22 protein-coding genes are annotated in these 24,538 nt (G+C 56.0%); 15 read left to right on the top strand and 7 right to left on the bottom strand.

Features of this window, described 5'->3' with window-relative positions:
- The first annotated feature begins 6 nt into the window (after positions 1-6).
- The 3 genes from N5J69_RS07625 (at position 7) to N5J69_RS07615 (ending at position 1,864) form a co-directional block, all read left to right on the top strand.
- Positions 7-675 carry an AzlC family ABC transporter permease gene (locus N5J69_RS07625; protein ID WP_279769271.1) on the top strand — a complete coding sequence of 223 codons (669 nt, stop codon included), beginning with the start codon at positions 7-9 and terminating at the stop codon, positions 673-675.
- Positions 672-995: an AzlD domain-containing protein gene (locus tag N5J69_RS07620; RefSeq protein ID WP_279769442.1), complete on the top strand. Its 324-nt coding sequence runs from the start codon at positions 672-674 to the stop codon at positions 993-995. Before N5J69_RS07625 ends, N5J69_RS07620 begins: the two co-directional genes overlap by 4 nt.
- A gap of 140 nt (positions 996-1,135) precedes the next feature.
- Entirely contained in the window at positions 1,136-1,864 is a 729-nt protein-coding gene (locus tag N5J69_RS07615; RefSeq protein WP_279769270.1) for a DJ-1/PfpI family protein, read from the top strand.
- Here N5J69_RS07615 and N5J69_RS07610 read toward each other — a convergent pair.
- Genes N5J69_RS07610 through N5J69_RS07600 form a run of 3 tightly spaced genes read right to left on the bottom strand, consistent with a single transcriptional unit; the run spans position 1,814 to position 6,922 of the window.
- On the bottom strand, positions 1,814-2,779 hold the full coding sequence (locus N5J69_RS07610) for an acyltransferase family protein (protein WP_279769269.1): 966 nt from the start codon (positions 2,777-2,779) through the stop codon (positions 1,814-1,816). The genes N5J69_RS07615 and N5J69_RS07610 overlap by 51 nt on opposite strands.
- Positions 2,772-5,834, bottom strand: coding sequence for an efflux RND transporter permease subunit (locus N5J69_RS07605; protein ID WP_279769268.1), 3,063 nt, complete (start codon positions 5,832-5,834; stop codon positions 2,772-2,774). The genes N5J69_RS07610 and N5J69_RS07605 overlap by 8 nt, the downstream gene beginning before the upstream one ends.
- Positions 5,834-6,922, bottom strand: a complete 1,089-nt coding sequence (locus tag N5J69_RS07600) for an efflux RND transporter periplasmic adaptor subunit (protein ID WP_279769266.1) — start codon at positions 6,920-6,922, stop codon at positions 5,834-5,836. The genes N5J69_RS07605 and N5J69_RS07600 overlap by 1 nt, the downstream gene beginning before the upstream one ends.
- Positions 6,923-7,433: 511 nt before the next feature.
- Between N5J69_RS07600 and N5J69_RS07595 the strand changes: the two genes are divergently transcribed.
- Positions 7,434-10,163, top strand: coding sequence for a cation-transporting P-type ATPase (locus N5J69_RS07595; protein WP_279769264.1), 2,730 nt, complete (start codon positions 7,434-7,436; stop codon positions 10,161-10,163).
- On the opposite strand, the gene N5J69_RS07590 is transcribed toward N5J69_RS07595, so the two are convergent.
- Positions 10,152-11,183: an AI-2E family transporter gene (locus N5J69_RS07590; RefSeq protein WP_279769263.1), complete on the bottom strand. Its 1,032-nt coding sequence runs from the start codon at positions 11,181-11,183 to the stop codon at positions 10,152-10,154. The two genes, N5J69_RS07595 and N5J69_RS07590, sit on opposite strands and share 12 nt — an antisense overlap.
- A gap of 189 nt (positions 11,184-11,372) precedes the next feature.
- On the opposite strand from N5J69_RS07590, the gene N5J69_RS07585 reads away from it, so the two are divergent.
- The 10 genes from N5J69_RS07585 to N5J69_RS07540 all read left to right on the top strand — a co-directional run bounded on the left by N5J69_RS07585 (position 11,373) and on the right by N5J69_RS07540 (position 19,640).
- Positions 11,373-11,987: a TetR/AcrR family transcriptional regulator gene (locus N5J69_RS07585; RefSeq protein ID WP_279769262.1), complete on the top strand. Its 615-nt coding sequence runs from the start codon at positions 11,373-11,375 to the stop codon at positions 11,985-11,987.
- A gap of 50 nt (positions 11,988-12,037) precedes the next feature.
- Complete coding sequence (locus N5J69_RS07580) at positions 12,038-12,904, top strand: alpha/beta hydrolase (protein ID WP_279769260.1); 867 nt, start codon at positions 12,038-12,040, stop codon at positions 12,902-12,904.
- Positions 12,905-13,177: 273 nt separating this feature from the next.
- Positions 13,178-14,365: a M20 family metallopeptidase gene (locus N5J69_RS07575; protein ID WP_279769259.1), complete on the top strand. Its 1,188-nt coding sequence runs from the start codon at positions 13,178-13,180 to the stop codon at positions 14,363-14,365.
- Positions 14,366-14,386: 21 nt separating this feature from the next.
- Positions 14,387-15,235 carry a transporter substrate-binding domain-containing protein gene (locus tag N5J69_RS07570; protein WP_279769257.1) on the top strand — a complete coding sequence of 283 codons (849 nt, stop codon included), beginning with the start codon at positions 14,387-14,389 and terminating at the stop codon, positions 15,233-15,235.
- Positions 15,236-15,241: 6 nt separating this feature from the next.
- Positions 15,242-15,967, top strand: a complete 726-nt coding sequence (locus tag N5J69_RS07565; RefSeq protein WP_279769255.1) for an ABC transporter permease subunit — start codon at positions 15,242-15,244, stop codon at positions 15,965-15,967.
- A gap of 9 nt (positions 15,968-15,976) precedes the next feature.
- Positions 15,977-16,663 (top strand): ABC transporter permease subunit, encoded by a 687-nt coding sequence (locus N5J69_RS07560; RefSeq protein WP_279769254.1) that lies wholly within the window; start codon positions 15,977-15,979, stop codon positions 16,661-16,663.
- A complete protein-coding gene (locus N5J69_RS07555; protein WP_279769252.1) occupies positions 16,660-17,439 on the top strand; it encodes an ATP-binding cassette domain-containing protein in 780 nt (259 codons plus the stop codon). Before N5J69_RS07560 ends, N5J69_RS07555 begins: the two co-directional genes overlap by 4 nt.
- Before the next feature lie 356 nt (positions 17,440-17,795).
- Positions 17,796-18,356, top strand: a complete 561-nt coding sequence (locus N5J69_RS07550) for a fasciclin domain-containing protein (protein ID WP_279769251.1) — start codon at positions 17,796-17,798, stop codon at positions 18,354-18,356.
- Between the two features lie 61 nt (positions 18,357-18,417).
- Positions 18,418-18,966: a sigma-70 family RNA polymerase sigma factor gene (locus N5J69_RS07545; protein WP_279769250.1), complete on the top strand. Its 549-nt coding sequence runs from the start codon at positions 18,418-18,420 to the stop codon at positions 18,964-18,966.
- On the top strand, positions 18,963-19,640 hold the full coding sequence (locus tag N5J69_RS07540; protein ID WP_279769249.1) for an anti-sigma factor: 678 nt from the start codon (positions 18,963-18,965) through the stop codon (positions 19,638-19,640). The genes N5J69_RS07545 and N5J69_RS07540 overlap by 4 nt, the downstream gene beginning before the upstream one ends.
- Before the next feature lie 43 nt (positions 19,641-19,683).
- On the opposite strand, the gene N5J69_RS07535 is transcribed toward N5J69_RS07540, so the two are convergent.
- Genes N5J69_RS07535 through N5J69_RS07525 form a run of 3 tightly spaced genes read right to left on the bottom strand, consistent with a single transcriptional unit; the run spans position 19,684 to position 23,356 of the window.
- Entirely contained in the window at positions 19,684-20,940 is a 1,257-nt protein-coding gene (locus N5J69_RS07535) for a glycerate kinase (RefSeq protein ID WP_279769248.1), read from the bottom strand.
- A 2-nt stretch (positions 20,941-20,942) separates the two neighbouring features.
- Positions 20,943-22,031 (bottom strand): tartrate dehydrogenase, encoded by a 1,089-nt coding sequence (locus N5J69_RS07530; RefSeq protein WP_279769247.1) that lies wholly within the window; start codon positions 22,029-22,031, stop codon positions 20,943-20,945.
- A 14-nt stretch (positions 22,032-22,045) separates the two neighbouring features.
- Positions 22,046-23,356: an MFS transporter gene (locus N5J69_RS07525; protein ID WP_279769246.1), complete on the bottom strand. Its 1,311-nt coding sequence runs from the start codon at positions 23,354-23,356 to the stop codon at positions 22,046-22,048.
- 128 nt (positions 23,357-23,484) lie between these two features.
- Between N5J69_RS07525 and N5J69_RS07520 the strand changes: the two genes are divergently transcribed.
- The gene (locus N5J69_RS07520) at positions 23,485-24,393 is read left to right on the top strand and encodes a LysR family transcriptional regulator (protein ID WP_279769244.1); all 909 of its coding nucleotides are present in this window, start codon (positions 23,485-23,487) and stop codon (positions 24,391-24,393) included.
- Positions 24,394-24,538: the final 145 nt, after the last annotated feature.

Raw genomic sequence — 24,538 nt, 5'->3', positions numbered from 1 at the left:
AGAGTGATGCTTTTTCCGCAAATGCAGTTGCTGGACAAAGGGGTGATCAAAGCCATTTTTCTGATCTGCCTGGCTGATGGAATTGTCGGTTTATCGTATGGCTCGCTGGCGGTCGCCGACGGGTTTCCGCTCTGGGTGCCACTGGCGCTGTCAACGCTGGTACTGGCCGGGGCGTCTGAATTTCTGTTTATCGGCATCGTGGCTGGTGGCGGCAGTCCGTTTACCGCCGCCGCTGCCGGCCTGCTGGTGAATGCGCGTCATCTGCCGTTTGGCATTGCGGTCCGGGATCTGGTCGGACAGGGCCCGAAGGGCTGGTTTGGCTGTCATATCATGAATGATGAAAGCGTGGTGTTCGGTATCTCCCAGCCGCAGCTTGCCCAGCGTCGCAGCGCGTACTGGCTGTGCGGCATCGGTATCGGCTTTATCTGGCCGGTGAGCGTCATGACCGGGGCGGCGATTGGGCAGTTTATTCCGGATGTCTCGGTGATCGGCCTGGATGCGGTATTCCCGGCCATCCTGATCGCCCTGATCTTTCCGGCATTGCGCCAGCGACGCGCCCGGATCCCTGCGACCGTCGGCGCGCTGCTCTCATTGCTGGCGACGCCACTGGTTCCGGCAGGCATGCCGGTGTTGTTCTCGCTGCTGGGGCTGCTGACATGGAGATCGCGCAAATGACGCATCAGGGAATGATTATCGCCGGAATCGCCGTGCTGGCCGCCGGAACCTATCTGATGCGCTTTGCAGGGGTCAGGCTGGGAAACCGGCTGCCGATCAGCGAGCGCACCCAACAGATGCTTTCCGATGCTGCCACGGTGCTGCTGCTTGCCGTCGCAGCGACGACAACGCTGTTTGAAGGCCCGCATTTTGCCGGTGTGGCACGGGTGGCGGGGGTGAGTTTTGCCCTGTTGCTCGCCTGGCGTCGGGCACCGCTGATTGTCATTATTCTGGGAGCGGCAATGATGACCGCGCTATTGCGTTTTCTCGGCGTGCCCTGAGCCTCCTGACGTTTCAATACCTGGTCCGGGAAACCCGCTTTCACTTCCTGAAGATGCCAGGAGCGTAACAGCGCCCGTGATTGCTATCCAATATGGCATCACGGCATGATGAAGATTCAACATTATTCCGGAGTTCACACATGAATCGCCCCCTGCAGATTGGTCTGTTACTGTTCCCTGATGTTACCCAGCTTGATTTAACCGGCCCGTGGGAGGTGTTTGTGCGCACGCCCGGCGTCGTGTGCCATCTGATCTGGAAAGATCGTCAGCCGGTCCGTTCCGATCGTGGCCTGTCGATATTGCCCACCACCACCTTTGAGGACTGCCCGCCACTGGATGTGATCTGTGTGCCGGGCGGGCCAGGGCAGATCGCCCTGATGTCGGATGAGGAAACGCTGGATTTTCTGCGACGACAGGCTGATCAGGCGCAATGGGTCACCTCGGTCTGTAGCGGTTCACTGGTACTGGGTGCTGCCGGATTGCTAAAGGGGTATCGTGCCACTTCCCACTGGAGTTCCGTTGACCAACTGGCTTTGCTGGGTGCGGAGCCGGTGAGTCAGCGGGTCGTACGCGACCGTAATCGTATCAGCGGCGCGGGCGTCACCTCCGGCATCGATTTTGCGCTGACACTGGTGGCGGAAATCGCCGGGGACGCGATTGCCAGAGCGGTTCAGCTGCAGATGGAATACGATCCCGAACCGCCGTTTACCTGCGGCTCTCCGCTGACCGCGCCGCCAGAGGACGTGGAGCAGGCGCGGGCGAAAATGGCTGAGTTCATTGCCATGCGCCGTGCCGCAACTGAGCGTGCCGCGTCGCGATTACAGGCTGATCAGCTTACTGACGCCGGGGATGCGCAACAGCAGCAGTGACAGCGCCATGGAGAAGATCAGCGTCAGGGCGATAACCAGCAGCTTATCGCCCAGGGTCTGAATGTGGATAACGGCCGCCAGCACACCAAAAATCAGGTAATGCAGGATATAAACGCCGGTCATGGTCTTACCAAGAGTGGTCAGAAATGAGGTCAGCCACTGAGCTTTATCAGGCAGCCGGATGGCGTTGATGCTGATGACGATCAGCACCACCAGCACATAAACCTGTGAGCCCGTCAGCACCACCTCGTTGTGGGTCGCCAGAAAACGCGCAATAAAGTAATAACGCTCATACAGCCAGGTAAAGAGATACACCGCGGGCAGCAGCAGCAGGCTGATCTTTATGACGCCGGGTGATGTCAGCAACTGCATCACACGTGGCGCAGCCATCAGCCGGCCGGTAAGGTAATAAAGCACCCAGGTCCAGATTCGGTACTGCGGCAGAAGCGAAAAGGCCCGCTGGCCTGGGTAGAGGCTGGCGAGCAGGTCATAAGCAAAGGCCAGCACCAGCAGCAGCACAATCCCTGCTGCCATGACGCCAGGCCGCTGAATCAGCCGGTCGATCAGCGGATGCGAGACGTAAATGACAATCAGCGCAATCACGAACCACGGCTGAATCAGGTAGCCTTTGTGATGCATCCCGGCAAACCAGAAAAAGCTGAACCAGAAGATGAAAATCAGCATGATGCGGCGAATTTTGCCGAGCTGCCACGCGGGTGTGTGCAGTTCGCCTGCATCAAGATAGCCACTGAGCAGGAAATAGAGCGGCGTGGCGATCGTCGAAATAAAACTCAGCACATTCAGCGTCAGATTAACATCGTAATGGTAGCTGTCGTAACTCTGATACAGCGTGAAAAACGACACGGCGGTGATACAGGCCAGCGTCTTCAGCATTGCCAGTCCGGTCTTATTCACCGTGCGCCTCCCGTCCGTGGAAGCAGCGATAGATCACCGGCAGTACCAGCAGGGTCAGTACCGTCGCGAATCCCAGACCAAAAATAATCACCACCGCCATGCTCTGGAAAAAGACATCGCGCAGCAGCGGCAGCAGGCCCAGCACGGTGGTAAAGGCGGTCAGCAGGATAGGACGCAGACGTGAAGTCGCCGCATCAACAATCGCCTGCTGCATCGTTTTTTCCTGACGGAACAGCCTGATCTCCTCAATGAGCACGATCCCGTTGCGGATCAGCATGCCTGACAGACTGAGCAGCCCTATCAGTGCCATAAAACCAAACGGAATACCGGTAATCAAAAAGCCACAGGTGACACCAATCATCGCCAGCGGCACGGTGATCCAGATTGCGACGGCATCACGCAGCGAGTTGAACATCAGCACGGTAATGATGAACATCGCCAAAAAGCCCACCGGCAGCGAACCCAGCAGGCCACGTTGTGCTTCACGCGAGCTCTCCAGTTCGCCACCCCATTCAAGCCGGTAGCCCGCCGGAAGTCGGAGCTTCTCGATCTGCGGCTGAACCCGCGCCACCACCTGCGCGGAGGTTAATCCTGAGGCGGGATCGGGGTCGGTCTGCACCGTCAGCACACGCGTGCGGTCACGCCGCATAATCAGCGGATTTTCCCACTCCAGCCGGAAGTCAGAAATCACATTGCTCAGCGGCACAAAGTGCTGAAGTGCAGCGCTCCAGAGCTGAATATTGTCGATGTGATCAACACTCTGCCGCGCTTCATCAGCCGGATAGAGCATGACCGGCATCAGCCGTGATCCGTCACGGAAAATGCCCACGGCATCGCCGCTGAAGTTCATTCTTAGCGCCTGATCGATATCGCGCTTGTCGATGCCCAGCTCCTGACCACGCAGTGCCGAATAGACGGGACGGATCACTTTGCTGCGCTCCTGCCAGTCGTTACGCACCGGGAACGTTGAGCCATCCGCCAGGAAAATCGCATCCAGCTGGCTGCCAATATGGCGCAGCACTTCCGGATCGGGACCGATTACCCGCAGGGCAATTGCACTGTCACTGGCGCTGCCAAACTGAATACGTTTGATACGCTGATTCACCTGCGGAAAATTCTGCTCGATATACTCCTCGGTTTTCAGCGCCAGCGCATCCAGCTGCCGGGCGTCTTTAACGCGCACCATAATCTGCGCGAAGTTGCTGTACTGGCGCGCCGCGTCATACGTCAGGGTAAAGCGCAGTGCGCCCTGGCCAACCGTCGTGACTGTCGCCGCCACATCCGCATCCTGATTAATAAAGCGGGCAATTTCTGCCGCCGTGTCTGCGGTGTAGTGGATGTCGGTGCCATAGGGCAGCCAGAGATCGGTGAAAAAGACCGGTGTACTGGATGACGGGAAAAAATTCTGCTTCACCAGGGTAAAGCCATAAAGCGACAGCGCCAGAAGCGCTATCATCACCGTCAGCGTAATAAAGCGAAAACGTAAAAGGCCGCCCAGCGCCTGACGGTAGAGGCGGAAAACGATGCCCTGATAAGGTTCGGACACGTCAGTTTTCCCGGACTGAGCTGCGTTACGGCGTTTCTCGCTCCAGTTAATCAATACCGGGGTCAGCGTCAGCGCCGTGACCCAGCTCAGCATCAGGGATATCAGCAGCACCTGGAACAGGGATTTGCAGTATTCGCCGGTTGAGTCCTGCGACAGGCCAATCGGTGCAAAGGCGAGAATCGCAATAACCGTCGCGCCCAGCAGGGGCAGGGCAGTGCGGCGCACCATGCGGGTTATTGCCTGCTGCAGAGGGTGCCCGCGCTGGTGGTCAATCTTCACCCCTTCCACCACGACGATGGCATTATCCACCAGCATGCTGAGCGAAATAATCAGCGCGCCCAGCGACACCCGCTGCAGTTCAAGTTTAAACAGGTACATGATCAGTAACGTGCCGAGCACGTTAAGTGCCAGTGATGCGGCAATAACCATGCCGCTGCGCAGACCCATAAACAGCAGCAGGGTGCCCACCACAATCGCCAGCGCCATCAGAAAGTTGAGGATAAAGCCATCAACGGACTGCTTCACCTCATGCGCCTGGTTGTAGAACACCTTCAGGCTGATCCCGGCGGGAGTATCCTGCTGATAGTGGGCCATCTTCGCAGTCAGCGCATCGCCAACATCAATCACATTCACGCCTGGCGCGAACGAAATGCCGATTGCCAGGGCCGCTTCACCATCGGCAAAATAAATATTGGCCGGATTATCGGTAACACCCCGCGTCAGGGTCGCGATATCGCGCAGATGCACGTTCTGCGGGCTGCCCGCAGGCAGAATGGGCAGATTCGCCAGGTCGTCCAGCGTCTGCAGCTCGCCAGTGGCGTGAAAACGGATCGATTCACTGTCAACACGCAGCGAACCGGCACTGGCAACGCTGTTGTTCCGGCTCAGCAGATCGGCGATGCGCTGCGGCGTCATGCCATAGGCGGTCATTTTGCTGGCCGAAAGGGCGATGCGGATCTCCTCCTGCTCAACGCCCGCTACCGCGACTTTCGCCACGCCCGGCACCAGCACCAGATCGCGCCGCAGCTGGTCGGCATAATTGCGCAGTTCGCCGTTCGTAAAGTCTTTGCCGTGGATGACGAAGAAGTAGCCATACACATCGCCGAAGTCGTCGTTCACCAGTGGAGCCTGCACGCCAGGCGGGAACTGCCGGGCCGCATCGCCAACGCGACGGCGCAGCTCATCCCAGATCTGCGGCAGCTGATCGGCCAGATAGCGGGTGTGAATATTAACGGTAATCTGCGACAGGCCATTGCCGGAGATCGACGTGACAGTGTCCAGGGACGGCAGGCGTTGCAGCGCATTTTCCAGCGGCAGCGTCACCTCTTCTTCAACCTGCTGGGCTGACGCGCCGGGATAGTGGGTGACAATGAGGGCCGATTTGATGGTGAACAGCGGATCTTCAAGGCGGCCAATGTTCAGCAGGGCATAGATGCCGCCCACGCCCAGCAGCAGAATCACCATCCAGATGCGAATGGGTTTATCAAGAAAATGCTCCTGAATACGCATTATAACCCCCGCTCACGCTGCCAGATGCGCACCGCTTCACCGTCACGCAATTCACCCACACCGGCGGCAACAATGCGATCGCCCGGCTTAAGCCCGCCAATGATTTCAATGCCCTGCGCGGTAAGACGACCCACCTCAACGGGCCGATCTTTAATGCGCAGCGCGTCGCCATCCTGCTCAACCAGCCAGACGTGCGGCTGATTAGTGGGGCTGCGATCGGGGTTAAATACGGCAGCAGCCGGCACAACCAGTCGTGGTGACGCAGGCGCATTCGGCAGGTCGTGCAGCTTCACGCGCACCGAGCCGCTGAGACCCGCAACGCCAGGGAGATCGGCCGGACGCGGCATGGTCAGCACCACCTGCCAGGTCAGCGTGGCAGCATCGGTCTGGCTGGTGTGCTCTTTGTATTGCGCAGTGAAAAAGCGGCCTGGCAGCGCGTTAAACTGCACTTCAGGCTGATAATTAACGTTTTGGATATCCAGGCTGGTGAAGAGGGTTTCAGGAAGCGTAAAAATGACGTCGAGCAAATCGGTTCGGGTCAGCAGCGCAATCGGCTGACCGGCGGCTATCACCTGATGATTACGCGCCTGCACTCTGGCAATCACCCCATCGAACGGTGCGCGCAGAGTCAGAAACTGCAACTCTTCCTGAGCGATTTTCAGTGCGGTTGCGGCGGCATCGCGGTTAGCGCGCTGCACATCCATTTCAGAGGCTGAAACGGCGCTGCGCTGGGCCAGAGTGTTAAAGCGCTGAAATTGTCGCTCAGCCAGTTGCAGTGCGGTCTGCCGATCGCGCACCCGCAGTCTGGCATCTGTATCGTTAAGCGTGGCAAGCACCTGTCCCGCTTTTACAGGTGTTCCGTCGCGCATATCGAGCTGAATCAGCTGGCCTGCCCGTTTAAATGCGAGATCGGTATTATCACCCGCCTGAATACGTGCAGGAAAAACCCGGATATTCTGCGCTACGTCCGGCTCAAGGGTGAAAACTTTTATTACGCGGGGCGGGGGTGCGTCCGGTTCTTTTTTCTCATCGCACGCTGTCATAAATAAGCAACAGAGAAAAACAGGGATAACCTTGCGTTTAATCATTTTATTCGCCTTAACATCAGCTATTACACTGCGGTTTAATAAGCGTTAAGGCGTCATTAGCCTGGTGCTTATCGCAACCGGGATAAAAATATTTTTAATATTCGTCATGTTCGTTTAACGAGACGGCAGGGCCGCGTCGTCTGAATCGGGCTACGCGGCCATCTGAGAGACCACCAGCCAGGTCAGTAAGCCCACTAATGTGGTTGCGGTGACCGCGAGAATAACGAAACCGCAAAGCATGATAATGCTCTGTTTTTTCATCAGAGTTTCCTTTTTCGAGCCAGAGTATAAGCCGAAGCACACTGCATCAGCATACTTAAACTTTAGCTAAACAAAAACAACGTTGTCTTTCTCATAATATAGGTTAGATTTAATTTAGCCATTTTATGTTATCCATCAGACGTTTCTTACCTAAATATGATATCGGTCATTACCGGCGGGGGCGGCTTCCCGCAAAATGCATGTCTTTTAATTGCGCCTTTAATTCATCGCTAAATGGCACGAGGTATATATGCTAAATAATGATAAGCAGGATAAAGCGTTAGCTTTATCTGAGCGCCCCGCGTATCAGCGTAGTGTGACAGAGATATTTTCTGACCTGCAAAGCTCACCGGCAGGATTATCGACTGCTGACGCACAGGAACGTCTGCAGAAACAGGGACCAAATGCGCTGCCGCAAAAAGCGGAAAAATCTGCGCTGCTCAAATTTATCGCCCATTTTAAAGATGTGCTGATTTATATTCTGCTGGCCGCGGCGGTGATAACGGCGCTGATGGGCCACTGGGTTGATACCTTTGTCATTATCGGCGTGGCCGTTATCAATGCCCTGATCGGCTTTATTCAGGAAAACAATGCCGAGAAATCACTGAAAAGCATTCAGAACATGCTTGCCAGTGAAGCGATGCTGGTGCGGGATGGCAAACAGGTGACTGTTGCCACGCACGACATCGTCGTCGGCGATGTTGTGATGTTACGTCCCGGCGACAAAATCCCGGCTGACCTGCGACTGTTTGAAGTCAATAACCTGCGGGTGGAAGAGGCGATTCTCACCGGCGAATCAACGGTGGTGTCGAAGAACATTGACACGCTGAGCGGTGAAAAATCGCTGGGTGACCGTCTGAATCTGGCTTTCTCCGGCACCACCGTCAGTTCCGGCACCGCCTCTGGCGTGGTCATTGCCAGCGGCGGTGATACTGAACTGGGTCACATCAATGAAATGATCAGCGGCATTAAAGAGGCCAAAACCCCGCTGCTGGTGCAGATCGACAAACTCGGTAAAGCGATCTTTTTCATCATCCTGCTGATGATGGTCGCCCTGTTTATCTTCGGCTACCTGCTGCGTGACATCCCCCTCGGTGAGCTTTCACTTTCCGTCATCAGCCTGGCGGTTGCTGCCGTGCCGGAAGGTCTGCCTGCCATTATCTCCATTATTCTGTCGCTGGGCGTACAGTCGATGGCGCGCACTAACGCGATTATCCGCAAGCTGCCGACCGTGGAAACCCTGGGCGCCATGTCCGTGATCTGCTCCGATAAAACCGGCACGCTCACCATGAATGAGATGACGGTGAAAGCGGTGGTACTGGCGAAGAGCCGCTGGCGCGTCAGTGGAAACAGCTACGAACCCAAAGGGGAAATTGTGGCGGAGCAGGGTGAAACCACGGGCACGGGCGCGGCACAGGATCCGCTGTTTCAGCAGTTCCTGCACGCGGTAGACACCTGTAATGAGAGCCAGCTGCGTCAGGAAAGTCAGGGGCACTGGACGATTGTTGGCGGCCCGACGGAAGGCGCGCTGAAAGTGCTGGCGGCCAAGGGAATGACGGCCCCACAGCCCGTCGAGGTGGTGAGCAAACTGCCGTTTGATTCCCTGTATAAATATATGTCGGTCAGCTGTGTGGCTGACGGGGAATCTTATGTTCTGCTGACCGGTGCGCCAGACGTGCTGCTGACGCTGTGTCAGCAGCAGCAGACCCCGGACGGTGCCGAACCGATTGACCGTGCTTACTGGGATGCCGCTATCACCACCTACGCCAGCGAAGGGCTGCGCACCGTCGCCGCCGCCTGGAAACGAACGTCTGCCCCTGTTACCGCGCTGGATCATGCCGATCTGAAAAGTGACATGGTGCTGCTGGGTCTGGCCTGCATGATGGATCCACCTCGTCCGGAAGCCATTGCCGCCATTGACGAGTGCCAGAAAGCGGGCATTCGCGTCAAAATGATCACCGGTGACCATCAGGAAACCGCAATGGCGATTGGTCAGATGCTGGGCATCGGCAACAGTCAGGCCGCCATCACCGGTTACCAGCTTGAACACATGAGCGATGCCGAACTGGCCGACGCCGCCAGAAATTATGACATTTTTGCCCGCACCAGCCCGGAACATAAACTGCGTCTGGTGAAAGCACTGGAGGCGAGCGGTGAGATCGTCGGCATGACCGGCGACGGCGTCAACGACGCACCGGCCCTGAAACAGGCCAACGTCGGCATTGCGATGGGCATCAAGGGGACGGAGGTGACAAAAGAGGCGGCCGATATGATTCTGGCCGACGATAACTTCGCCACCATCGCGGCTGCAGTCAAAGAGGGACGCCGGGTTTACGACAACCTCAGAAAAACCATTCTGTTTATCATGCCCACCAACCTTGCGCAGGGTTTGCTGATTATTATCGCGATTCTGATGGGCAATCTGCTGCCGTTAACCCCGGTACAGATTCTGTGGATGAACATGGCAACCTCTGCCACGCTGTCGTTTGGTCTGGCGTTTGAGCCTGCTGAATCCAATGTGATGCGTCGGCCACCGCGCAATGTTAAAGCACATGTGATGGATGCGTATGCTATCTGGCGCGTGGTGTTTGTTGGCCTGCTGATTTCAATCAGCGCCTTTGTGCTGGAAGCCTGGTTGCAACCGCGAGGCTACAGTCCCGAGTTTATCCGCACCGTGCTGCTGCAGATGCTGGTTACCGCACAGTGGGTTTACATGCTTAACTGCCGTAATTCTGACGGCTTCTCACTGGATCGCGGCCTGCTGAAAAACCGCGGGATCTGGCTGGTAACGCTGGTGCTCATTGTCCTTCAGGCGATCATTATCTATGTGCCATTAATGAACACCCTGTTCGGTACGCGCCCACTGCCGGTTAACTACTGGCTGATTTCGCTGATTGTCAGTGTCGCCATCTTCATCGTGGTGGAAATCGAGAAACGCCTCACCCGCGCATGGCGGGTGAAGACGCCATCACTGCGTTAATTCCGCCTCCGGGTCCTGCTGCGGATAGCTCGCCAGCAGGACCTTTTTAATCAGATAGGTCAATGGAATGGCCAGTATCCCGCCCGTAATCCCCAGTAACGCCTGCCAGAACAGAAACGCCAGCAGCTGCGTGGTCAGCGCCAGATTCAGCCGCTTTCCAATCAGCAGCGGTTCGATCACCGAACTCAGGCAAAGGTTCAGCACCACAAAGAATCCCGCTACTGCCAGCGCGACCTGCAAATCGAAAAGAATGTAGCTCTGGATCACCGGTGGAATGGCGGCCAGAAAGGAGCCCAGCACCGGCACGTAATTAAAGATAAACATCAGCACGCCCCAGAAAAAGGCAAACTTCAGCCCAATCAGATGCGCTCCCACGCCGACTATCAGCCCGCCCAGAATACTGGTCAGCGTTTTCACTCTGGCATAAACAATGACGCTCTGAATCCCCTCCTGCAGCGCCAGATAAAAAGCCTGATGTTTACCCTGTATCCGCTGTTGCAGCGCCGCTTTCAGCAGAGGCATCTCATAGAGCATAAACAGCAGCATCAGGAAGACCATGATCCACCAGGAGATCACGCCTGGAATCTGCGTCAGAAACGCTGTAACGATGCGCACTATCGCACCTGCATCCACAAAGGTCAGCAGCTGGTCGGGTGTCATACCAATGTCGAGCCGGGCAAACGCCAGCGTCAGCTGTTCCAGACGCGCGGCCAGCAGCAAGGGGGCCTGGCGGCTGAGCTGCATTAAATCCGGCGTGAGTGCGGTTAATTTGAGGGTGGTGACCACCATGATCATCAGCATCAGCATAATCACCAGCAGTGATGAAACAATTCGGGGTATCCGCTTTTTATCCAGCCGGGTAATCAGTGGATCAAGCATGATGGCCAGTAACATCGCCAGCAGTACCTGATTAATCAGCGGTGCCGCCAGATAGAGTCCGGTCAGAATAATAGTGAGACAGGTGAGAATGAACAGCACGCGTGCCAGTGGCGGCCAGAGAGTAAACCAGCTCAGTCCCATGATTGGGCTCCTTCAGCAAAGATAAGCTGCAGTATAGATGAGGCATTCGCTTCACTGTTTTGCGTCAGGTCAGAGGGTGGGGCATGGGACAGGAATATGAAGGATTAGCATTCCTGCTTAACGCCAGCATAAAAAATGCTTTTTTTGCCAGACAGAACCGTCTATTTTAATGGAAATGATCATTTCCTAATGGTGCCCTCCATGAATGACAGTCGTTATAAAGATCGGGGACGACCACGCGCATTTGACACCGATGCAGCGCTGGACAGTGCAATGCTGGTTTTCCGGCAAAAGGGTTATCACGCCGCGTCGATTGGCGATTTGAGCCAGGCAATGCAGCTGACCACCGGCAGCATCTATAAAGCCTTTAGCGATAAGCGCACACTGTTTGCTGCGGTCCTGGCGCGTTATCTTTCACTGCGTAACGGCGCTTTAGCTACACGGCTGGCCGGGTGTGAAAACGGTCGTGAGCAACTGGCCGCGCTGCTGACTTTTTACGTAGAGTCAGTGCGCGATGTTGAAGGGGAGCGCGGCTGTCTGGTCGCGGTCAGCGCCCTGGAGTTGCAGACGCTGGATGAGGAACTGGCCGAAGCGGTCAGCGCTGCGCTGATGCGCAATCAGCAGAACCTGCAGCAGATTATCAGGCTGGGTCAGCAGGATGGCTCGGTGAATACTGCTGTGGATTGCAGGGCCACCGCGTCCCTGATGCTCTGCATCGTGCTGGGGATGCGGGTAGCCGGTAAAGTGGCGGCTACCCGGCCCGACAGCAGCGTCATCCCGCTGGCGCTGAAGCTGCTCGACTAAATTTTTTGCTCATTAAGGAAATGATCATTTCCTTTATAACCGGAGGTTTTATGCATTCTCAGCCCGCTTATCAGCATCACTTTATCCATGTTGATTCACATCGCTTGCATTACCTTAGCGCAGGCAGTAAACAGGCAGACACGGTGGTGCTGCTCGCCGGTTTTCCGCAAAGCAGTTATGCCTGGCGAGAGGTCATTCCCCGCCTTGCCAGCCGCTTTCATGTGATCGCACCAGACCTGCCAGGGCAGGGGGATTCAGACTTCCCGGCGGACGGCTATGACACTGACAGCGTGGCAGCGTGCATAGTGGCGCTGCTGCATCAGCTGGGCATCGAACGCTTTCATCTGGCCGGTCATGACATTGGAGCATGGATCGCCTGGTCACTGGCGGCGGGCCATCCCGATAAGGTCAGCCGTCTTGCGCTGCTGGATGGCGGCATTCCCGGTATCACCCTGCCTGACCTGCTGCCGATGACCGGTGAAAGCGCCTGGAAAACCTGGCATTTCGGCTTTCACTGCGTGGATGATTTACCGGAGGCCCTCATCACCGGCAGAGAGGCGGTTTACCTCGACTGGTTTTTTAACCGCAAGGCCGCTAATCCCCATCACATTGATGCAGTCGCCCGTCATGAATACCTGCGCGTCTTTCAGCAACCCGGCGCGTTGCGTGCCGGTCTGGCTTTTTACCGCGCATTCACGCAGTCGGCAGAGCAGAATCGTCAGCGTGCGCTAAAGGGCAAACTGGCCGTACCGCTGCTGGCAGTGAGTGCCGACCAGGGATCAATACCTGATATGGCGACGCCGTTACGCGCCGTGGCGCTACAGGTAAGCAGTGAAAAGATTACCGACTGCGGCCATTTTATTCCCGATGAACAACCGGAAAAATTAGCGGAAATACTGACAGACTTTTTTATTTAATTTCAGAAATACGCGGAATTACACCGTTTAAAAAGTAGGGAAAGTTATGTTGCGCGGCGAATTATTAATAATATTGCTGATCCGCTGCTATCTCATACGGCTTTCCAATAATTAGGTATAAGCTACTGATTTATAATGATTGTTCTCAGGTTATAACGCGTTGCTTTCTGTGACGTGCTGTGAATAAATAAACGGTCACCACCATCCAACGTCAGGATGAGATTAAAAAGAGGGGCGGCACAGGGCTGCCGACCTCCTGTTACCGGGGCTGCGATGAATCAGGAAAAAGCACAACTGGCCGGGGAATTAAAAGCCAGAGTAAAAGAGATTGAATCGCAATTAGTGGCGATTCGGCGTGATATTCATGCGCATCCGGAATTAGGCTTCGATACGCTGCGCACTGCCAGTCTGGTCACCGATTACCTGCAGGCGCTGGGATTGCATCCCCGGACCGGCGTGGGCCGCAGTGGTGTCGTGGTGGATATTGACGGCGCAGAGCCGGGTAAGACACTGCTATTGCGTGCAGATATGGACGCGCTGCCGATTCACGAACAGACCGGCTTACCTTTTGCCAGCCGCTATGCCGGGAAAATGCACGCCTGTGGTCATGATATTCACACGGCGACGATGCTGGGTGTGGCGACAATCCTGCCACACTATCGTCAGCAGCTAAAAGGCCGCGTCCGGCTGATATTCCAGCCCGCCGAAGAGACGCCAGAAAGTGGCGCTGAAGCGATGATTGCTGACGGCGTGGCAGACGGCATTGACTGGGCCGTAACCCTTCATAACAAACCTGAACTGGCTGCTGGTGACGTCGCCCTGACGCGCGGAGCCAGTACGGCCTCCAGTGACGAATTTGACGTTACGGTTCATGGCGTGTCGACCCACGCGGCCCGACCGCATATGGGCACCGACCCGATTATTGCCACGGTGCATCTCATCAGCCAGCTACAGACCCTCATCTCGCGTGAGCGCGATCCTGCGCACTCCGCCGTATTAACCATCGGGCACATTCAGGGTGGCACCACCCACAACATCATTCCTGACAGCTGTCTGTTTCAGGGCACTATCCGCACCAAATCGCCCGAAGTGCGGGCGGCGATGGAAGCGTCATTCAAACGGATGTGCGAGGGTGTGGCGCTGGCGCAGAACGTTCGGGTAGAGGTGAATTTCCAGCGGGGTGTTCCCCCGTTAATGAACGATGATCGCCTCATCGATGACCTGGAGCAGATTCTGTCGCATCAGTTTGATAAGGCCATCATCGCGCAGCCCAGCGCCAGCTTTGGGGCTGAAGATTTTTCACTGTTTACGGAACGGGTGCCGGGTTGCCAGATTCATATTGGATCGGCGACGCCGGGCCGTGACGATCATCTGCATAACTCCGACTATCAGCCGGATGAACGCAGTATTGCCGCCGGGACGCAGGCGCTGACCCGCCTTGCTATTGATTTGCTCTCTTAATAATAAAGAAATGAGGTGTATATGATGATGCGTAACCGCCTGCTTAAGGCGTCTCTGACCGTGGCGCTGCTCGCCACGTCTGCGTTCAGCCAGGCGAAAGATTTCGGCACACTGAAGTTTGCCACCGAAGCAGCTTACCCTCCGTTTAACCAGACCACGCCGGGCGGCAAAATTGTCGGTTACGAGCCGGATATGGTGGCGGAGCTGGCTAAGCGTGCGGGCTTTAAATATGAAATCATCCCCCAGAAATGGTCAGGCATGATCCCGGGCCTGATCGACGGCAAATATGATGCGGTCATCGACGCGGTGACCGTGACGCCTAAGCGCGCTGAGGCGATCGATTTCACCCACCAGTACACCGTCAGCATCTCCAGCTTCGTGACCGCGAAAAAAAGCCCGCTGGCCACGCTGCCAGGCAGCGGCACGGTAGTTACGGCGGATGACGACGCCGGTATGAAAAAAGCCATCGACGATCTGAAAACCACGTTTAAAGGCAAAACCATTGCGGTGCAGGTCGCCACTATTCAGGCGGACTTCCTGCAGAAATACCTGGGCGATGTTGCCACTATCCGTACCTATCAGGCCGGTCCTGAAACCTTTGCTGACCTGATGAATGGCCGGGTTGATGCGGTCATGGCTTCACGTACTAACCTCAACGCGTTTGTGAAAAAACACAGCGAGGCGATCAGCAGCAGCGGCTATGGCTTCTCCGGCGGTGTGCTGGGTGCAGGCTCGGCGATTGGTCTGCGCAAAGGCAACAGTGAGCTGCAGCAGGTGCTGAATCAGGCGCTGGACTCAATGATCAAAGACGGAACGCTGAGCAAACTGTCGATCAAATGGTTTGGCGAAGATGTCGCACCGAAAGCGTAACCACGGATGTTAATGAATATTGACTGGCAGTTACTGGGATTCGGGGATGAGGGCTGGGGAGGCGTGCTGCTCAGCGCCGCCACCGTTACCGTCAGCGTGTCGCTCTGCGCCTGGCTGCTCGGTGCCCTCCTGGGCAGCGTGCTTTGCTGGATGCAGATTGCCGGTTCGCGCTGGCAGCAGCGGCTGGCGGCAGGCTACATCACACTGTTTCGCGGCGTGCCAGAGCTGCTGGTGATCTACCTGTTCTACTTCGGTGGACGCCAGGTGGTCTCCGCGGCGGGCACCGCGCTGGGCTTCGAGGGACCGTTCGATGTGAACGGTTTTGTGGCGGGCGCGATAGCCATCGGACTGATCTCGGGAGCCTATCAGAGTGGCGTGTTTCGCGGTGCGTTCTACGCCATTCCGGGGGGGACGCTGGAAGCCGCCACCGTGACCGGCATGGGGCGGCTGATGATGTTTCGTCGCATCATCGTGCCGCAGGCCTTACGCACCGCGCTGCCGGGCATGGGCAACCAGTGGCAATCGGTGATCAAAGAGTCGGCGCTGGTTTCGGTCACCGGGCTGGTGGAAACGATGAACCAGGTCTCGACCGCGGCCAACTCCACCCAGATGTCCTTTTTCTTCTACAGCGTGGGTGCGGTGATCTACCTGACCATCACCACCTGTTCCGATATGGTTTTCCGCTACGTGGAAAAGTTTGCGATGCGCGGTCAACCGCGCGTGAAGGGGTAGGGAGTCCACGTGGATATTATGTTTTTGCAGCAGACGCTGCTGGCACTGCTTAAAGGATTGCCGCTGACGATAAACCTTGCGCTGCTCTCGCTGCTGGGAGGCGGCGTGCTGGCGTTGCTGCTTAATCTGCTGCGCATGACGCGCGTCGGCAGCCTGTTCTGCCGTTTTTATGTCTGGCTGTTTCGCGGCACGCCGCTGCTGATCCAGATTTTTATGGTCTATTACGGCCTCGGCAGTTTACCGGCGGTGCGTGAAAGCCTGTTCTGGCCGCTGCTGCGCGAACCCTACTGGTGCGGTTTACTGGCGCTGATTCTTAATGATGCGGCTTACACCTCAGAGATCCTGCGCGGCGGGTTGCGTGCCGTCAGCCAGCAGTCGCTGGAGGCTGCCAGAGTCTCAGGCATGTCATCTTCTAAGATCTTTACCCGCATTACCTTACCGATTGCGATTCGTCAGGCGCTGCCCGCCTACAGCAATGAAATCATCTCGATGATTAAAGCGACGTCGCTGGTCAGCACCATCAGCCTGATGGAAATGACCGGCATTGCCGACTCCATTGTCTCGTCCACTTTCCGGGCGCTGGAGGTGTTCCTGAGCGCGGCGGTGATCTATCTGATACTGACCATGCTGGTCAGCAAAGGCGTATCGATGCTGGAACGACGCTTATCACCTTACTATTTTGGAGCACGATCATGACCGCACCTACCATCATGCTGCGTCATCTCAGAAAGAGTTATGCGGGACACGAGGTGCTGCACGACATCAGCCTGACCGCGCAGGATGGCGACGTGATTTCGCTGATTGGTGCCAGCGGCTCAGGCAAGAGTACGCTGTTACGCTGTATCCCGTTTCTTGAAGTGCCGCAGGCAGGTGAAATTGCGGTCGGCGAGGTGAACGTTACCCTCGATAACGCCGACGAGAAATTGAGTCGCGAGCAGCGCCGTCGCATCAAGCTGATGCGGATGCAGCTCGGCTTTGTGTTTCAGAGCTTCAACCTGTGGCCGCATAAAACGGTGTTGCAGAACATCATTGAAGCACCGGTACATGTGCAGAAGCGCAGCCATAAAGAGGCTGTTGAAGAAGCAGAGGCACTGCTGCATAAAGTGGGGCTTTACGCAAAACGCGACGCCTGGCCATCGCAACTTTCAGGAGGACAGCAGCAGCGGGTGGCGATTGCCCGTGCGCTGGCACAGCAGCCGAAAGCGATTCTGTTTGATGAACCCACCTCCGCGCTGGATCCGGAGCTGGTGGGCGAGGTGTTGCGGGTAATCCGCAGCCTGGCAGAAGAGGGGCGTACCATGATAATCGTCACCCATGAAATGGGTTTTGCGCGTGACGTGTCGAACAAAGCGGTATTCCTGCATCAGGGTATGATTGAAGAGTCTGGTTCGCCGAATCAGGTGTTCCTCGATCCGATCTCCCCACGCTGTCGCGCCTTTGTGAACAGCCACTTTGAGCGCAATGCAGGCTAGCGCAGCGGGAACAGTGTCGTTTGAAGGCGGCGCGGAACCTGGGCGTCCTGAGAGCAGAAATCCCGGAATCGCTTCCGGGATTTTTTTGCACCAGCCAGGCTTCGCGATTCAGACGAGCCTGTGAACGCAATATTAAGGATTTTGCACCGGTCGGCCCGCGTCAACGCTTGCCTGAACCGGCTGGTGGAATTTGTTCTTGAAATCAGAGAGATTGCACACATTCCGGCGTAACCACACTAAACCAGTCATGCCGCAGGAAAATAATTAAAATTTTTTGCATCCGTTTTCTTCACTCATTCGTATTAACAGATAAGGGCACATCGGCCCTGTCTGCAAACTCAATGAGGGAAGTGAAAATGAAACCATTCCTGCCAACTCTGCTTTTTACTGCATTAGTTTTCAGCGGTGCCAGCTATGCGGCATCCATGAACAGCGATACGGTCATGGTCGGTGGTGCTGCCATGTACCCGTCAAAAAATATTGTTGAGAATGCTGTTAACTCGAAAGATCACACCACGCTGGTCGCGGCTGTTAAGGCCGCTGGCCTGGTCCCGACGCTTGAAGGGAAAGGGCCATTCACCGTGTTTGCGCCGACCAATGCCGCGTTTGAGAAGTTGCCGCAGGGCACCGTCGACTCTCTGCTTAAGCCAGAGAACAAACAAAAACTTACCAGCGTCCTGACCTATCACGTGGTCGCAGGGAAACTGGACATGAAAGCGCTGGAGAAAAAAATTAAAGCGGGTGGAGGCAAAGCTGAGCTGAAAACGGTAAATGGCGCATCCCTGTGGGTGATGGCAAACGGCCCGCACAACATCCAGCTTAAAGATGCGCAGGGCAATGTTGCGAACATTACCACTTATGATGTGAATCAGAGTAACGGCGTTATTGACGTAATTGATACTGTGCTGATGCCGTAAAGCGTTACCTATACTGTGTGTAGCCACTGATCCTGTGGCTACACCTTTAACAGGGAAGACGATGACAAAACCTGTGCCTCATATTCAGGCTGACTTAATGAACCAGATTGCCTGCGGCGATAAAGCAGCCCTGGCGCAGCTTTATCACGTCCTTTCACCCCGGCTTTACGGCATTATTCTGCGTATGGTCAGACGCCGCGACTGGGCTGAAGAGATCCTTCACGACACCTTTATTCAGATCTGGCAGTCGGCAAACTATTACGATCATCAGCGCAGTGAACCGCTAATCTGGCTTAGCCACATCGCCAGAAACAGGGCGATCGATTTTCTGCGTAAACACGAAAACAGATGCTGTTCGATGGAGGAAATCAGCGAAGCTGAAGCGGGTTTTCAGGCATCGCCTTCATCCGATGAAAGTCCTGCTGAGGCGCGCCGCCTTCAGCACTGTATGGCGCACTTGCCGTCAGAACAGCGACAGAGTCTTACGCTCGCCTATTATCGTGGCCTGTCGCAAAGTGAGATCGCGCTGACCATGAGACAGCCTGAAGGCACGGTAAAAAGCTGGATCCGTCGCGCGTTAACCCATCTTCGGGAGTGCATTGGCTTATGACTGGTCAGGAAAAAGAGGATCTCACTGCCGCAGAATATGTGCTTGGTCTGACCGACGATGCCACCCGTCAATGGCTGGATAAACGCTTCAATGAGGATCCAGCATTTGCCGCAGAGGTGGTGCGCTGGCAGAAAGCGTTCAGTGGCATTGACCTGACAACTCAGGATGTCACACCGCCTTCTGCGCTCTGGCAGCAGATTGAGCAGGCTCTTAACCGCAAACCCGGCACCCACGGCAGGAAAATAAAACAGCAGCATCCCGGCTTCTGGATCGGCTGGGGTCTGGCTGCGGCAATGGCGGGTATTCTTGTTTTCAGCGGGGTGATGAAGCCTGATGCCACGTCCGCTTTGAAGCCGATTGCGGTACTCACCGGCACGCAACCCGATGCGCAGTTTGTGGTGAGTCTGGATAAAAAAGCGTCCTTCATTCAGGTCTCAGCACTCAACGTCACACTGCCTGAGAATAAAAACTTACAGCTGTGGCTGATAAAAGGCAGTGCTCCGCCGCAATCACTGGGACTGATCGACCATCGTGACAGTAACGCCTTTACGTTACCTTCCGGGAAACTGGATAATCAGACCATACTGGCAGTGAGTCTGGAGCCGGTAGGCGGCTCTAAGCTAAGCGGGCCGTCCGGGCCGGTGATTTTCCAGGGCAAAGTTTCGATACTGTAACCGCTTAAAATGTCGCTCCCCCACTGGCGGGAGAGCGACACGGTCAGGCAATCAGGATTGCCCGGATATCGTTGACATTGGTCAGGGTAGGACCCGTTATCAGCAAATCATCAAGCGCCTGAAAATAGCGGTAACTGTCATGGGCATCAAGATAATCACGTGCATTCAGGCCGTTCAGTTTGCCGCGAGTGAGTGTGTCCGGATAGACCATCGCACCTGCCGCGTCTTCTGTGCCATCAATACCGTCACTGTCGCCAGCGATGGCCCAGATATACTCTTCACCCTGCAATGAACAGGCAAGGCTGAGCAGAAACTCCGTGTTACGCCCCCCTTTGCCAGCCTGACCCTGCCTGACCGTCACGGTGGTTTCACCCCCCGACAGCAGCACAGCAGGCGCGCGAACCGGGTGCCCCTGCTTTACCGACCTGGCGATACCGGCCATCACCACGGCCACTTCACGGCTTTCACCCTCAATTGCGTCCCCCAGAATCAGCGGCGTCAGCCCGTGCCTCCGTGCAGCCTGCGCCGCCGCCTCCAGTGCCAGCGCAGGTGCCGCGATCAGCCTGACTTCACTGTTCACTGCGTTTTCCACCGGACTGGCGGGCTGGCTCAGCACCCGGCGAACCGGTTCCGGGACCGCAATACCGTAGCGTTCAAGCATCCTGAGCGCATCGGGTGGCGTACTGTGATCGGCAACGGTCGGGCCTGACGCCACGTCCGTCGGGTCATCACCCGGCACATCGCTGATGATCAATGACACGATACGCGCGGGTTGCGCCAGAAGGGCCAGCTTGCCGCCTTTTACCGCGGAAAGATGACGACGAACCAGATTCATCTCCCTGATGCTGGCGCCGCTGTGCAGCAGTGCGCGGGTAATTTTCTGCTTATCGGCCAGCGTCAGTCCCGGTGCGGGCAGCGCCATCAGCGCTGATCCTCCCCCTGAAATCAGCGCCAGCACCAGATCATCCGGCGTTAATCCGCGCAGCGCCTCCACAATCAGCATCGCCGCCGTTTCGCTCATGGCATCTGACACCGGGTGGGCCGCCTCGATAATACGGATGCGTCCGGCGGGCACCGCGTGCCCGTAACGCGTCACTACCACACCTGACACATCTACATCCGGCCAGGCCGCATCGACCGCTGCCGCCATGGCCGCTGAGGCTTTACCGGCACCCATCACCACACAGCGGCCACGCGGTTTTTCCGGCAGGTTCGGCGGGATAACCGGCCCGGCCCGGGCACTGTCAACAGCATGCTGAAAAATATCGCGAAGAATGGCTGCGGCCTGTTCATTTTCCATAATTATGCCGTCCCGCTAACGACGGCACGGGCTTCGATAAACTGCACGACGGCGCGGGTGACATCAGCGGTCGTGGCAGAGCCACCCACATCCGGTGTCAGAATGCCTTTCTCGCAGACATATTCGATGCTTTCCATAATCCGCGCTGCGGCGTCACGTTCGCCCAGATGCTCCAGCATCTGCACGGCGGTCCAGAACGTGGCAATCGGATTAGCGATGCCTTTGCCGGTAATGTCGAATGCTGAGCCGTGAATCGGTTCAAACATGGACGGGAAACGGCGTTCGGGATCGATATTGGCGGTTGGTGCTACGCCCAGACTCCCGGCCAGCGCACCGGCAAGGTCTGAAAGAATATCGGCGTGCAGGTTAGTGGCAACGATGGTATCCAGTGTCTGAGGGTGCAGCGTCATGCGATGTGTCATGGCATCGACCAGCATTTTGTCCCACTGTACATCCGGGAACTCCAGCGCCACTTCGGCGGCGATTTCATCCCACATCACCATCCCGTGGCGCTGGGCGTTAGATTTGGTCACTACGGTCAGCAATTTGCGCGGACGGGACTGCGCCAGTCTGAAGGCATAGCGCATAATGCGCGTGACGCCAACGCGGGTAAAGATGGCCACCTCAGTGCCCACTTCCTCCGGCAGACCACGATGTGCGCGACCGCCATTACCGGAATATTCACCTTCGGAGTTTTCACGCACAATGACCCAGTCCAGGTCGCCGGGCCCGCGATTTCGCAGCGGAGAGGTTACGCCCGGCAGGATTTTGGTGGGTCTGACATTGGCGTACTGATCGAACCCCTGGCAAATGGGCAGACGCAGACCCCACAGGGTTATGTGATCTGGCACATCCGGTGCACCGACTGCGCCAAAGTAAATCGCATCAAATGTCTTCAGCGTGTTCAGCCCGGTTTCCGGCATCATCACGCCATGCTGTTTGTAATAATCTGACCCCCAGTCAAACGTCTCAATCTCAAATTTCAGCTGGGGATCGTGGCGTGTCAGCGCCTGCAGGACTTCAATTCCGGCAGAAATGACTTCCGGACCAATACCGTCGGCAGGGATGGCAGCAATTTTGTAGTGGCGCATAGTAACTTCTCCAGTTAATGAGTGTGAGGATGAGGAATGTCGGCCGTTTGCGGCTTGTTCGTTCTGGCAGAGAGAATCAGCACAACCAGAGCAGAGAGCCCCAGCAATCCGGCGACAAAGTAGAGGCCACAGGTATAGCTACCCGTTTGCTGACGGATGACGCCAATCATCATCGGGCCGACAAATCCGCCGAGGTTGCCAATGGAGTTGATGGTGGCGATACCCGCAGCGGCAGCAGGCCCGCTGAGGAAAAGCGTCGGCATACTCCACAGTGGGGGCTTGGAGGCACTGATGCCTGCGGTAACAAGGGTCAGGGCGATAATGACGGCGAAAAGCGTGCTGACGTTACCGGCATAAATCAATCCGGCGGCAGCCAGCAGGCACGCACCAATCACGTGCCAGCTGCGCTCCCCGGTGCGGTCGGAATGCCGCGCCCAGAGGATCATAGCGATAACACCGATCACAGCCGGAAAGGCGTTCAGGAAGCCAATCTCCATGGATGATGCGCCGAAGCTGCGAATGATCTGCGGCGACCAGATGCCAAGCGTGTACAACCCGGCCGACGTACCGAAGTAGACCAGCGCCAGCGCCAGTACGCGTTTATCCGCCAGTCCCTGCCATGCGCGGCTGTGGCTTTTTGTCGCCGCCCGTGCCTGCTCCTCGGTGTGCAGAGTATTTTCCAGCCACGTCCGCTCCTCGTCCGTCAGCCATTTCGCTTTGGCCGGGCGATCGGTCAGAAAGAACAGGACAACGACGCCGAGCAGTAAGGCCGGGATCGCTTCGATGACAAACATCCACTGCCAGCCCGCATAGCCCAGAAAGCCATGCATCTCCAGCAGCGCGGCTGAGATGGGCGACCCCAGTGCCGTAGAAAGTGGGGCAGCAGCCATAAAAATCGCCGTGACCTGTGCCCGTTTTGCCGCCGGGAACCAGTAGCTGAGATAGAGGATGATGCCGGGGAAAAAACCGGCCTCTGCTACACCGAGAAGAAACCGCAGAACATAAAAGCTGGTTGTGCCCTGCACAAAGGCCATACAGCCAGAAACCAGCCCCCAGGTGATCATCACGCGGGCAATCCAGATGCGTGCACCGACTTTATGCAGAATTAAATTTGACGGGACCTCAAACAGAAAATAGCCGAGAAAGAAAATGCCCGCGCCCAGTCCGAAGACGGTGGGCGAAAAACCCAGATCCTGGTTCATAGTCAGGGCCGCAAAACCGATGTTCACCCGGTCAAGGAATGCAATGAAATACAGCAGCATGATAAAAGGAATGATGCGAAGGGTAACCTTGCGCATAACCCTTTTTTCGAGGTCATTATTCATTTCGCGATGCTCCACAGTCAGGTAGGGTTGTTATTTTTTTGTAATGATCCCAGTATGAAGTTTTGAGCAGCTTTATCATCGGCACTGCTTTATACAAATAATTTGCATAATCAGGTTCTGGTAGAAAAATGGATATTAATCAATTACGTTGCTTTACCGTGCTGGGTGATGAGCTTCACTTTGGACGGGCTGCCCGTAAGCTTGAAATGATGCCTGCGTCACTTAGCCGCTTCATCAGATTGCTTGAGGAGGATTTGGGAATAAGGCTGCTGAACCGTTCAACACGGAATGTCTCACTGACGCCTGAAGGGGCGGCTTTTCTCCATGAAGCCAAAACCGTTATCGCGGATTTCGATGCACTGCGGTTGCGATTCCAAAAAAACAGATTAACGCAGAAAAGAACGCTGCGAATTGGCGCTATTGATAGCGCTGCAAGAGGGTTGCTGCCGAAATTAATTAATCTCTTTGTCAGGCAATTTCCTGACGCGGATATTCATATTACGGAAGATAAATCTCACACTCTTATTCCGCGGCTTTTATCCGGGTGGCTGGATGTGGTTCTGATACGACCTCCTGAGCAGGTTGATGCCCTGCTGACGACGCGTTTTATCGCGAATGAAACCTGTGTGCTCGCTGTGCCAGCCCATCACCGGCTTGTTGATTATCCTGATGTCACCATCCGTGATTTTTGTCATGAGCCGGTGATCATGCCAGAAAGGCGTACCCGGCCTCACAGTCATGACCTCACGATGAATGTGTTCAAAGCGGGTGGCTGCACACCAGTCATTGCACAGTATGCTGAAGAGAAACAGACTATCCTGAGCTTTGTTGCTGCCGGTCTGGGGATTGCGCTGGTGCCCTCATCCTATAAAAATATGAATGCTGACGGAGTGAAATACCTGACTCTTTCGCCAGCCCTGAATATTGAGGGGCTTCCGCTCAGTGCAATGTGGCATCAGGGAAACAATAATCATTATGTCAGCGCCCTGCTGGATATGCTCGCGGATAACCTCGACGCGCTGACACGTGACCTGTAAACATTGCCTCAGATTATGTCCAGAAATAAATGACTGAAGCTGATAATTTATTTTGCCGGCGCGCGATCCTGTTGCAGGAAGCAATGAGCGTCGCACCCGCGTACCTGTCATAAATAACATCTTCAGTCATTAATGCCGGAACGGC

Source organism: Pantoea sp. GD03673 (assembly GCF_029844725.1).
Classification (GTDB): Bacteria; Pseudomonadota; Gammaproteobacteria; order Enterobacterales; family Enterobacteriaceae; genus Pantoea.
The sequence above is the reverse complement of the archived record's forward strand: the minus strand, read 5'-3'. Positions and strand labels throughout refer to the sequence as shown.

Coding starts and splice junctions, on each gene's coding strand:
- N5J69_RS07550 (WP_279769251.1), top strand. CDS start 17,796: ATGAAACCATTCCTGCCAACTCTGCTTTTTACTGCATTAGTTTTCAGC.
- N5J69_RS07600 (WP_279769266.1), bottom strand. CDS start 6,922: ATGATTAAACGCAAGGTTATCCCTGTTTTTCTCTGTTGCTTATTTATG.
- N5J69_RS07555 (WP_279769252.1), top strand. CDS start 16,660: ATGACCGCACCTACCATCATGCTGCGTCATCTCAGAAAGAGTTATGCG.
- N5J69_RS07615 (WP_279769270.1), top strand. CDS start 1,136: ATGAATCGCCCCCTGCAGATTGGTCTGTTACTGTTCCCTGATGTTACC.
- N5J69_RS07605 (WP_279769268.1), bottom strand. CDS start 5,834: ATGCGTATTCAGGAGCATTTTCTTGATAAACCCATTCGCATCTGGATG.
- N5J69_RS07535 (WP_279769248.1), bottom strand. CDS start 20,940: ATGGAAAATGAACAGGCCGCAGCCATTCTTCGCGATATTTTTCAGCAT.
- N5J69_RS07625 (WP_279769271.1), top strand. CDS start 7: ATGCTTTTTCCGCAAATGCAGTTGCTGGACAAAGGGGTGATCAAAGCC.
- N5J69_RS07620 (WP_279769442.1), top strand. CDS start 672: ATGACGCATCAGGGAATGATTATCGCCGGAATCGCCGTGCTGGCCGCC.
- N5J69_RS07520 (WP_279769244.1), top strand. CDS start 23,485: ATGGATATTAATCAATTACGTTGCTTTACCGTGCTGGGTGATGAGCTT.
- N5J69_RS07595 (WP_279769264.1), top strand. CDS start 7,434: ATGCTAAATAATGATAAGCAGGATAAAGCGTTAGCTTTATCTGAGCGC.
- N5J69_RS07525 (WP_279769246.1), bottom strand. CDS start 23,356: ATGAATAATGACCTCGAAAAAAGGGTTATGCGCAAGGTTACCCTTCGC.
- N5J69_RS07570 (WP_279769257.1), top strand. CDS start 14,387: ATGATGATGCGTAACCGCCTGCTTAAGGCGTCTCTGACCGTGGCGCTG.
- N5J69_RS07575 (WP_279769259.1), top strand. CDS start 13,178: ATGAATCAGGAAAAAGCACAACTGGCCGGGGAATTAAAAGCCAGAGTA.
- N5J69_RS07580 (WP_279769260.1), top strand. CDS start 12,038: ATGCATTCTCAGCCCGCTTATCAGCATCACTTTATCCATGTTGATTCA.
- N5J69_RS07585 (WP_279769262.1), top strand. CDS start 11,373: ATGGTGCCCTCCATGAATGACAGTCGTTATAAAGATCGGGGACGACCA.
- N5J69_RS07540 (WP_279769249.1), top strand. CDS start 18,963: ATGACTGGTCAGGAAAAAGAGGATCTCACTGCCGCAGAATATGTGCTT.
- N5J69_RS07530 (WP_279769247.1), bottom strand. CDS start 22,031: ATGCGCCACTACAAAATTGCTGCCATCCCTGCCGACGGTATTGGTCCG.
- N5J69_RS07590 (WP_279769263.1), bottom strand. CDS start 11,183: ATGGGACTGAGCTGGTTTACTCTCTGGCCGCCACTGGCACGCGTGCTG.
- N5J69_RS07565 (WP_279769255.1), top strand. CDS start 15,242: ATGTTAATGAATATTGACTGGCAGTTACTGGGATTCGGGGATGAGGGC.
- N5J69_RS07545 (WP_279769250.1), top strand. CDS start 18,418: ATGACAAAACCTGTGCCTCATATTCAGGCTGACTTAATGAACCAGATT.